Origin of the sequence: Bacteroides sp. OM05-10AA (genome assembly GCF_003439055.1) — a bacterium.
GTDB classification, from domain to species: domain Bacteria; phylum Bacteroidota; class Bacteroidia; order Bacteroidales; family Bacteroidaceae; genus Bacteroides; species Bacteroides intestinigallinarum.
Map to the genome: position 1 here is coordinate 220,120 of NZ_QSUR01000005.1, position 11,257 is coordinate 231,376.

The 11,257-nt window shown below is 43.2% G+C and carries 7 protein-coding genes; 5 read left to right on the plus strand and 2 right to left on the minus strand.

Going from position 1 to position 11,257, the window contains the following annotated elements; genetic code table 11:
• Positions 1-40: 40 nt before the first annotated feature.
• The 5 genes from DXB58_RS05935 (at position 41) to DXB58_RS05955 (ending at position 9,883) form a co-directional block, all read left to right on the plus strand.
• The gene (locus DXB58_RS05935) at positions 41-3,088 is read left to right on the plus strand and encodes a TonB-dependent receptor (protein ID WP_004299756.1); all 3,048 of its coding nucleotides are present in this window, start codon (positions 41-43) and stop codon (positions 3,086-3,088) included.
• Between the two features lie 29 nt (positions 3,089-3,117).
• Entirely contained in the window at positions 3,118-4,728 is a 1,611-nt protein-coding gene (susD, locus tag DXB58_RS05940; RefSeq protein WP_008024454.1) for a starch-binding outer membrane lipoprotein SusD, read from the plus strand.
• Between the two features lie 35 nt (positions 4,729-4,763).
• Positions 4,764-5,936: a SusF/SusE family outer membrane protein gene (locus tag DXB58_RS05945; RefSeq protein ID WP_008997936.1), complete on the plus strand. Its 1,173-nt coding sequence runs from the start codon at positions 4,764-4,766 to the stop codon at positions 5,934-5,936.
• 25 nt (positions 5,937-5,961) lie between these two features.
• The gene (locus tag DXB58_RS05950) at positions 5,962-7,443 is read left to right on the plus strand and encodes a DUF5115 domain-containing protein (RefSeq protein ID WP_004305043.1); all 1,482 of its coding nucleotides are present in this window, start codon (positions 5,962-5,964) and stop codon (positions 7,441-7,443) included.
• Positions 7,444-7,606: 163 nt separating this feature from the next.
• Positions 7,607-9,883: an alpha-amylase family glycosyl hydrolase gene (locus DXB58_RS05955; protein ID WP_004305044.1), complete on the plus strand. Its 2,277-nt coding sequence runs from the start codon at positions 7,607-7,609 to the stop codon at positions 9,881-9,883.
• 165 nt (positions 9,884-10,048) lie between these two features.
• Here DXB58_RS05955 and DXB58_RS05960 read toward each other — a convergent pair whose 3' ends face one another.
• Together DXB58_RS05960 and DXB58_RS05965 are read right to left on the minus strand one after the other, a co-directional pair.
• Positions 10,049-10,813 (minus strand): UDP-2,3-diacylglucosamine diphosphatase, encoded by a 765-nt coding sequence (locus DXB58_RS05960; protein ID WP_004299751.1) that lies wholly within the window; start codon positions 10,811-10,813, stop codon positions 10,049-10,051.
• Positions 10,814-10,885: 72 nt separating this feature from the next.
• Complete coding sequence (locus DXB58_RS05965; RefSeq protein ID WP_004299750.1) at positions 10,886-11,197, minus strand: iron-sulfur cluster assembly protein; 312 nt, start codon at positions 11,195-11,197, stop codon at positions 10,886-10,888.
• Positions 11,198-11,257: the final 60 nt, after the last annotated feature.

Sequence of the window (11,257 nt, forward strand, 5' to 3'; positions counted from 1 at the left end):
AATAATATTACTATATTGTTAACTTTAATTTTTTAAATGCATGAAGCAAGTTAAATTTAGAATCGTTCAAACGATTCTCCCCTTGTTAATAGGGATGTTTTTATCATTGGGCGCTTATGCACAGCAAATCACAGTCAAAGGACATGTGAAAGATGCTATGGGCGAACCCGTGATTGGCGCCAATGTCATTGCCAAGGGTACCACAACGGGTACCATCACTGACTTTGACGGTAACTTCACATTGAATGTTCCTCAAAATTCTATTCTGTCCATTACATTCGTCGGTTACAAAGCAGCAGAAATTAAAGCAGCTCCTTCGGTAATGGTCACACTGGAAGATGACTCTCAAGTATTGGACGCCGTAGTCGTTGTAGGTTACGGAACAGTAAAGAAAAACGACTTGACGGGATCAGTTACTGCCATCAAGCCGGATAAAATCAGCAAAGGAGTAACCACCAGCGCACAGGATATGATAACAGGTAAAATAGCCGGTGTGAATGTAATTTCCAGCGGTACTCCGGGTGGAGGAGCTACGATTCGTATTCGCGGTGGTTCATCATTGAACGCCAAAAACGATCCGTTGATCGTTATCGACGGACTGGCAATGGATAATAGCGGTGTGCAAGGTTTGACTAATCCTTTGGCAATGGTAAACCCGAATGACATCGAAACTTTCACTGTTTTGAAAGATGCTTCGGCCACCGCCATCTATGGTTCACGTGCTTCTAATGGTGTGATTATCATCACTACAAAGAAAGGGAAAGCAGGCAGCAAACCACAGGTGAACTATGAAGGTAACGTTTCCGCCGGTATACTGCAAAAGACAATAGACGTAATGGATGCCAATGAATTCAAAGGATACGTATCCAAACTTTATGGTGAAGGAAATGCTCCAAGCCCCTTCGGTGAAGCAAACACTGACTGGCAGAAAGAAATTTTCCAGACAGCCGTTAGTACAGACCATAACGTGACTGTAAGCGGTGGTTTGAAAAATATGCCTTATCGTGTTTCTTTCGGTTACACCAATCAGAATGGGATCCTGATGACATCTAATTTCGAGCGTTATACCGCCTCCGTCAATCTGACACCCTCTTTCTTTAAAGATCACCTGAAGTTCAATATCAATGCTAAAATGATGTGGGCCAACCAACGTTATGCTGACGACGGGGCTATCGGCGCAGCTTTGACCATGGACCCGACCCAACCTGTATATGACTCTTCGGACATGTACAAAAACTTCGGTGGATTCTACCAACCGACCAGTGACGGTAGTTCATATAACGATCCGGAATGGCCGCTTACACTGGAAAGTAATTCAACCGCCAACCCTGTTTCCCTACTGAAACTAAAGAAACATACTTCCAGAAACACCAGTTTTATCAGCAATGTAGAAGTAGACTATAAATTCCACTTCCTCCCTGACCTGCATATCCATGCTAACGTAGGCGGTGACTACTCGGAAGGTAAGGAAAAGAATGTAAATTCACCTTATGCCCCGGGCTCTTATTACTATGGTTGGAACGGGACTGACTACGGCTACAAATATAACCTGTCGGTGAATGCCTATGCACAATATTCCAAAGAAATCGGGGATCATTATGTCGACGTAATACTGGGTGGTGAAGAGCAACATTTCCACTATACCGGATATAAAGTCGGACAAGGAACAAATCCGTTAACAGGCGAAGCCTACAATCCGAATCTGCGCTCACAAACAGCCTGGGGACATCACAGTACATTAGTTTCTTATTTTGCCCGCGTAAATTATACATTACTTAGCCGTTATTTGCTGACAGCCACTTTCCGCCAGGACGGTTCTTCCCGTTTCTCTAAAGACAACCGTTGGAGTAGCTTCCCTTCTGTTGCTTTGGGATGGAAACTGAAAGAAGAAAATTTCCTGAAAAACGTAGAAGTATTGTCAGATCTGAAACTCCGCCTCGGATGGGGTATCACGGGTCAGCAGAACTTAGGCGACGATTATGATTTCCCTTATATGGCACTGTACCGCGTCAACGCAGCCGGAGGTTATTATCCTTTCGGGGATACCTATTATGGCACTATGCGTCCTAAAGCTTATAACGAAGACCTGAAATGGGAAGAGACAACGACTTATAACGCAGGTTTCGACTTTGCTTTCCTGAACGGACGTATCTCCGGCTCGATGGATTACTATTACCGGAAAACCGACGATTTAATCAATACCGTAAAGATTGCGGCGGGGACTAACTTTAATACCCAACTGATCAGCAACATCGGTTCATTAAAAAATACGGGGCTTGAATTCACCATCAATGCCAAACCTATTGTAACCAAAGATTTTGTCTGGGACTTGGGATATAACATCACTTGGAACAAAAATGAAATCACTAAACTGACCGGAGGAGATGATTCTAATTACTATGTAGAAACCGGAGGTGTATCTACTGGTATTAGCGGTGCAACCTGCCAGGTACAGAAAGTAGGTTATCCGATGAACTCATTCTTCGTTTACCAACAAGTGTATGATAAGGATGGAAAACCGATTGAAAACATGTTCGTAGACCGTAACGGAGATGGTGTCATCAACGCTTCGGACAAATATATCTATAAAAAACCTGCCGCTGACGTATTGATGGGACTGACTTCCAAATTCACTTATAAAAATTGGGATTTAAGCTTTGCCCTCCGTGCCAGCCTGAATAACTATGTGTACAATGACGTACTGGCCAGTAAATCCAGTGTCGGCAAGGGAGGAATCTTTAATCATGGATACTATTCCAACCGCCCGACAGCTGCCGTGAATCTGGGATTTGAAGGAAAGGGAGACTATTATCTGTCCGATCGTTTCGTTGAGAATGCTTCATTCTTGCGTTGTGATAACATAACAGTAGGTTATAGCTTCAAAAATTTACTGAAGTCCCAGGCTTATAAAGGTATCAACGGCCGTATTTACGGTACTGTACAGAATCCCTTCGTTATCACCAAGTATACAGGACTCGATCCTGAATCGGTTATCAGTTCAGGAAATGATGCCGGAGTAGCAGGTATTGACAGGAACATTTATCCTCATCCGATCACTATCCTGTTCGGGCTAAGTCTTCAGTTCTAAGATTGTAATTTATTAAAAAGTAGACTATTATGAAGTTCAAATATATAAAATCAATAGTTTCAGCAGCGTTGTTCCTTAGCCTGACCACCGGAATGACCTCCTGTATCAATGACCTGGATATATCTCCAATCGATCCTCAGATGACTGCCACCTTCGACCAAGATATGTACTTTACCAAACTATACGCTTCACTGGGACTTACCGGACAAAAATTGAGCGAAGATCCGGATATCGCAGTAAAGGACGAAGGTCAATCCTGTTTCTATCGCGCTCTTTTCACTAACAATGAATATGGCACTGATGAGATGATATGGACCTGGCAAGAAAATGCCGGTATCCCCGAACTAACTTATATGCGTTGGAACTCCTCTCATCAGCAGACAGAAATATTATATAATCGTTTAGCATATAATATCACACTCTGCAATTTCTTCCTGGATCAGATCGCCGGAAAAGAGGATGCTACCTCCGTTCAGCAACGTGCCGAAGCCCGTTTTCTCCGTTCCTTATTTTACTATTATCTGATGGACACCTTCGGAAAAGCTCCTTTCACCGAACACTTCTCCAAAGAGAATCCTCCTCAAAAGACGGCCTCCGAACTGTTCGCTTATATTGAAAGCGAACTGGAAAGCATCGAAAATGATATGAGCGAACCGCGTCAAGCTCCTTTCGGACGTGCCGACAAAGCTGCTTGCTGGTTGCTGCGTGCCCGTTTGTATCTCAATGCCGAAGTATACACCGGACAACCGCGTTGGAATGATGCTATCACCTATGCCGGCAAAGTGCTCGATCCCTCCAATGGATACGGATTGTGTGGAAATTACGAACAACTTTTTATGGCAGACAATGATGAAAATCCCGATGCTAAAAAAGAAATCATCCTTTCTATCCGTCAGGATGGTGTACAAGCAAAGAGTTACGGAGGAAGTTACTTCCTGATTGCTGCAACGCAAAAGAGCGACATGCCGAATCGCGGAACAAATGACCCTTGGGAATGTATCCGTACACGCAAAGCACTGGTTGACAAGTTCTTCGCAAACAGTGAGGATATTCCTTTCACCGAATATACCGATAATAAATGGCAGAATGTGAGAGATGTGCAGGCTGCTGCAAAAGATGAACGCGCCTTGTTCTATACAACCGGTCGCAAAGCCGAACTGGAAAGTGTAGGTAAATTCACCGACGGACTTTCATTTATGAAATGGAGTAATCTGCGCTCGGACGGACAACCCGCTCACGATGCTAAAATTCCTGATACGGACATTCCGTTCTTCCGTTTGGCGGAAGCTTATCTGATTCGCGCGGAAGCCTATTTGAGAGCAGGCGGCGCAAATGCACAACAAAATGCTTGGTTGGATATCAAAGCCCTCAGAGACCGTGCCAAAGCAACAGAAATACCCTCTGCCAATAACCTGACATTAGATTATATTCTGGATGAACGTGCCCGCGAATTGTATCTGGAAGGATTCAGACGCACAGATTTGATCCGTTATGGCTATTTCACCTCAAGCACCTACCTCTGGGATTGGAAAGGCGGTTCCTTTGAAGGAAACGGTGTGAGTTCGATCTATAATCTCTATCCGATACCGAAAACAGAAACGCTGACGAATACAAATATGACTCAGAATCCGGGATATTGATAGAACCTTTATTCACGTTTTAAAGACTGAAAACAATGAAAAACCTATATAAACTATTTACATTGACAATGGGGCTACTAGCTCTGTCCGCCTGTGAAGCAGACCGTGACAGCAACCCTGTGTTGAACGAACCGGATACGTTCGTACTGAATGTGCCAGCTTTTGCTTCCAACAACGTGTACGACCTTAAAAACTCCGAATCATTGGAATTAACCTGTACACAACCGGATTACGGGATTCCGATGGCAACCACTTATTCAGTACAAATTTCACTGGAAGAAAATTTCGTTGACGCTCATGCAGAGACAAATACGGAAGCTAATTATACAACTTTGGGTACTACCCATTCTTCTGCCAAAATGGAAGTGAAAGCTTTAGAATTTGCATTGGCACTGGGAGACTTGTGGAGTGCATCCTCCGATGAAGAATTTCCGACCACTCCCATACCCGTTTATGTACGCCTGAAAGCGGAACTGACCGATAGTGGTCGTGGCATCGCTTTTTCGAATGTAATTGAACTTCCCAAAGTATTGGGATATAAAGCTGTACCGCCTCTCGAATTACCTTCCAGTATATTTATCAATGGCTCGATGGCAGGTAGTAATTGGAGCAACTGGGTGCCTTTGGCAGCAGTAAACGGAATGTCCAAGTTCTTCGGTTTATTCTATTTCGGAGGCACTGATATGTTCAAGTTCGGTACTAAAGAAGGAGAATACATCGGATTCAACGATCCACGTCTGACAATAGCCTCGGATGCATTCACCGGATCGGATGATGGATTTGGCGGACAAAATATCAGCGTTAATGTCACAGGCTGGTATACAGTGATCATGTCTGTAAGCATCAAAGGGACTGATTATGCCTTTACGCTGGATATTGCTCCGGGCGAAGTTTGTCTGATAGGCAATGCTATAGGAGATTGGACATTCGGCGATAAAGGCAAATTCCAAGCACCAACAACGGCAGATGCAGACTTTGTTTCACCGGTATGCACCGGAGGCGGAGAATTGCGTATGTCCGTCAAAGTTCCGGGAGAAGACTGGTGGCGTACGGAGTTCGCTATACCTAATGGAAAAATCGTGTTCCGTGAAAACAAAAGTGTGATTGACAGTTGGTCGGAAATAGGTCCTGAATATGCGATAAACGTTAAGGCAGGGCAGAAAATAAATCTGAACTTTGTTCAGAAAACAGGTTCCGTTACTCAATAATCGTTAACTTTAATAACTGAATATCATGAAAAGATTATCATATATGGCGTGTCTGTTGCTTGCTTCGGCAGCTTTCACCGCTTGCGATGAAGATTTTAAGGACTGGGCTGATCCCCAGTCCAATCCCCAGGAAGAAGCTATAACTGCAATGGTAGATATAACTCCGGTTGCCAGTATGAAACTTGAAGAACAGCCGGGCGATTCTGTGGTAATCGCCTCTGTTTCTTCGATTGCAGAAAACTTCTCACTCACAGCTTGTAATATAGAATTAGTTGCCGAAGGGCAGATATTAAATCTACCGTCAAAAGTAAAAGATGGGAATATAAAAGTCAGGTTGACAGAACTTGACCAAAAAGTGGCAAGTTTGTATAAGTCACAAAAATCTTTAGAGCGCGAAGTCACTTTAAAGCTGACACCGGTAGTCATGACAACCAACGGTGAAGCAACTTCACTGACTGAATACCCGGAAATGCAATCTGCCATCACTCCGGTCGCAACTCCGGCTGTGGATACGGAATACTATATAGTAGGTGATCTAAACAGCTGGCAGATGGACAAATCGACAGCCACAAAGCTCGAAGTAGACAAAGACAATCAGTATCTCTTTTCAGTAGTCGTCGAGTCGGAAGAGAAGTTTGATTTCAAGATTGTCCCGGGAAGTGCGATAGAAGCTCCGGATGCCTGGCAAAGAGCCTTGGGTGCTTCCAAAGTAATAGAAGATCCGGATCCGGGATTATTGGCTTTCAGGGATAAAGAAGGAGCCGACCCGGATAATCTCACCTGCGCCGGCGGAAAGAAAATGAAAATTACGATTAATGTAGAAGATTATACATACACAATCAAGGAGGATCTACCCGAGCACATGTACATCAATGGATCTCCGTACAGTCTTGGGTGGGATTGGGCAGTAGCTCCTGAAATGGTTCCTGTCACACAGACTCCCGGAATGTTCTGGAGTATACAATATTATACGGCGGGAGACCAAATCAAGTTTGCTCCGGTTAGAAAATGGGAAGGAGACTTTGGTTATGACGAAGAAATCTTATCTCCGGAAGCAATTGATTTCGCCGAATTAACATCCTCAGGAGGCAATATTGGCATTGGTAAATCCGGATGGTATCTGGTAATTGTCGCAGTGACTACAGAAGGAAAAACAATTTCATTCCGTTTGCCGGAAGTTTACCTGTTGGGAGGTGTGATTAACAATTCGTGGAATTGCGATGAAACGACCTTGTTCAGGATTCCGACCGATAAAACAAGCGACTTCATATCACCGGCAGCAACCGTTACAGGCATGGCACGTATTTCTACTACGGCTGTAGATGCCGGAGGCTGGTGGAAGAGCGAATTTACACTTGATCTGGCTAATGAAGGCGATGGTACTATCGTTTACCGTGAGAATAAGAACGTATCGGATAATCTAAGCGAACTTGGCTACGAATGTAATGTAAAAGCCGGTCAGAAAGTCCATATTAACTTTACGACAGGCAAAGGTAAAGTCGAATAACTATCAGACACTCTTAAACAGCACAACGAGTAGAATCAATTACGATCATATCTCAAGTCTCCCTCTTCGGGAAAGAGGAGATTTGAGATATGATCGAAATCTGACACACTCAAAGCTAAATATAGTACCACTACATTGGAAGAAGAATTCTAAAATAAGGCTTATGAAAGACTTTAAATATATTTGGCTCCTTTTATTGCTGATACTCAACAGCTTTGGAGCTTGTTCAGATGATGATCCGTTGATGCCGGGCGAGCGTCCTTCGTCCGGAACTGATCCTGCCCCGGAAGAACAAGTTCTCCACGACGGATTTAATTTTGATCCGGCTATTCCTAAAGCGGATGAACCACTGACTATCACCTTCAAAGCACCCGAAGGAAGTAACTTCTATGGTTACGCTGACGACTTGTACTTACACTCCGGAACAGGAGCAAACTGGACAGGTGCACCTACATGGGGAGATAATCAGAATAAATACAGACTGAAAAAGACAAAGGACAATGTGTGGAGTATCACCCTTTCCTCATCTATCCGCCATTTCTATTCTGTTGCTCCATCTACTCCCTTACAGACCATTAACCTGATTGTACGTGATGCGGAAGGTAGCCAACAAACCTACGATTACGCAACTTTAGTAGAAGATAGTCAAAACGGATTTATCTGGGAAGAACCGCAAAAAGCCCCTCTCCCCATATCCGGAGAAGAAAAAGAGGGTATTCATATCCATTCGGCCACTTCGATAACGCTTGTATTATATGATAAGGACAGTCAGGGCGGTCATAAAGATTGTGTATTTGTAACAGGTAATTTCAACAACTGGAAACTGGATAGTCGCTACATGATGAAATATGACGAAACAAACCATTGCTGGTGGATCACTCTGGAGGAATTGACTGCCGGTGAAACACAGTTCCAGTACTTTGTGTACAGTGCTTCGGATGGCGGTACTTACTTGTGCGATCCTTATTGTGAGCAAGCATTGGAAAAGGGAGTGGATACCAACTTTCCCACTGGCGCACAAGCACCTTACGTATCAGTCGTAAGCACAAACCCACAACCCTATCAATGGAGTGCCGGAGAATTTGAGATGAAGAATAAAGAAAATCCGGTTATCTATGAGCTCTTGTTGCGGGATTTTACTTCCAGTGGAAATCTGGCAGGAGCAATGGAAAAGCTGCCTTACTTAAAAGAACTGGGAATAGATGCTATCGAACTGATGCCTGTACAAGAATTTGCAGGTAATGACAGTTGGGGATACAACACCGGACTATACTTTGCACTGGATGCCTCGTATGGAACTCAAAATGAATATAAAGCTTTTATTGACGCCTGCCATCAGAATGGAATCGCCGTTATTTTCGATGTAGTCTACAACCATACGAACAATGATAATCCGTTTGCCCGTATGTACTGGGATACGTTTAATAACCGCCCTTCCACTAAGAATCCATGGCTGAACGCTGTAACACCGCATCAGAAGTATGTTTTTTCACCGGATGATTTCAATCACACTTCAGAACAAACAAAAGCTTTTGTCAAACGCAACCTGAAATATCTGTTAGATACTTACCACATCGACGGTTTCCGTTTCGATTTCACCAAAGGTTTCACACAGAAACAGACAACAGGTGATGATGATTTGGCGGCAACCGACCCTGCTCGTGTATCAGTACTGAAAGAATACTACGAAGCCGTAAAAGCTGTCAAAGAAGATGCAATGGTTACCATGGAACATTTCTGTGCAAATGAAGAAACAACTTTAGCCACAGAAGGAATTCATTTTTGGAGGAATATGAACCATTCTTATTGTCAGTCGGCTATGGGCTGGAAAGATAATAGTGATTTCTCCGGATTATATGACACCACCCGTCCGAATCAATTTGTGGGCTATATGGAAAGTCATGACGAAGAGCGGTGTGCCTATAAACAGATTGAATACGGAAATGGAGCCTTAAAAACCAACCTGTCCGAACGGCTCAAACAGTTATCATCCAACGCCGCATTCTTCTTTACGGTTCCAGGTCCGAAAATGCTTTGGCAATTCGGCGAAATGGGGTATGATATTTCAATAGACGAAAATGGACGTACCGGAAAGAAACCAGTCCTTTGGGAATATCAGACAGAGCGTAAAAGCTTGGTAGATATTTATACAAAACTAATCACTCTACGGACAACACACTCCGATTTATTCAACGCTTCTTCTCAATTTACCTGGAAAGTCAGTTATAATGATTGGGATAATGGACGTACACTGACATTGAAAGCTGTGAATGGGAAACAACTTCATGTGTATGCGAATTTCACCAATGCATCTATCGATTATACTATTCCTGAAGGTACATGGTATCTATATCTGGAAAATGGGAATCCCGTGGAGGGAGAAAAAAAGATCAGTGTTCCTGCACACGAGTTCCGCTTATACACCAACTTTGCCGAATAACGAGCGGGTGTTTTGAGCAGAAAGGAAGATTTAACTAATAAGCATTGAAGATTCTCTAACGACAAAGGCACAAAGATGGCAGGTTATTTTTCTGCTACTTCTTTGTGCCCTTGTTTTATATTTTGTTCCGTATTATGCCTGACCTTTTATTTTGTTGAAACATAATTAGACCTGTGTCTCTCCCTCGATATACTCTTCCAAAAAGAGATTCTCTCCGTCAAACACGGCATAAGAGAAGAAGTTAATCCAGTCTCCCAAAATCAACACACGGGAGGTGGCGCTCAACATCAAATCCAGTTCAATGTGACGATGTCCGTAAATAAAGAAGTTGATATTGGGATGGCTTTTCAAGTAGTCTTTGGTATATAGTACCAAGTGTTCCTTGTTTTCTCCCATATAATCCGGTTCCTTTCCGTCCGCCCGTTTTTGTCGGCTGTGCTTAGCCCATGTTAAACCCAATTCAACACTCCAGCGGGGATGAATAGCAGAAAACATCGTTTGCAAAGTTTTGCTGTGGAACATCGAACGAAGTAGCTTGAACTTCTTATCCGGATCACCCAAGCCGTCACCATGAGCAAGATAAAACTCCTTTCCGTAGATTTCAGTAGTCAATGGTTCGCGATGCATGATGACACCACACTCTTTGGTGAGATAGTCTCCACACCAGATGTCATGATTACCTATAAAAAAATGCACCTCTACACCCATATCTGTTAGTTCGGAGAGCTTCCCCAAGAAACGGGTGTACCCCTTAGGAACTACCAGCCGGAATTCATACCAGAAGTCGAACATATCTCCCAGTAGATAAATGGCGGAAGCCTTATGCTTTATACTATCGAGGAAGTTCACCAAACGCCGTTCTTGAGTACGCCCGTGCTCAATAGCACGAGAACCAAGATGTGCATCGGAAAGAAAATAAATGTTCTTCATTTAATTACCAGTTACGAGATCTAATAACGAATTACAACTTATAAAATCAGAGCACTGCCTGACATAGAACGATTAAAGAAAACCTAATTCCAATTTGGCTTCTTCACTCATCATGTCTTTATCCCATTCAGGTTCGAAGACCAGATTGATGGTGGCGGAATTCACTCCTTCTACTGACTCCACTTTTTGGCGAATATCCTCCATAATAAAATCAGCAGCCGGACAATTGGGAGCTGTCAGCGTCATATCGAGTGCCGCTTCTCCACTATCGGAGACGTCAATCTTATAAATCAGTCCAAGATCGTATACATTGACCGGAATCTCCGGATCGTACACTGTCTTTAGCATAGCTACAATCTTCTCTTCTATTTCAATTTTTTCCATACGTCCTTATTTATTATGTATCGCAAAGATAGAGATAAAAAATGAAACATAAAAAATTAG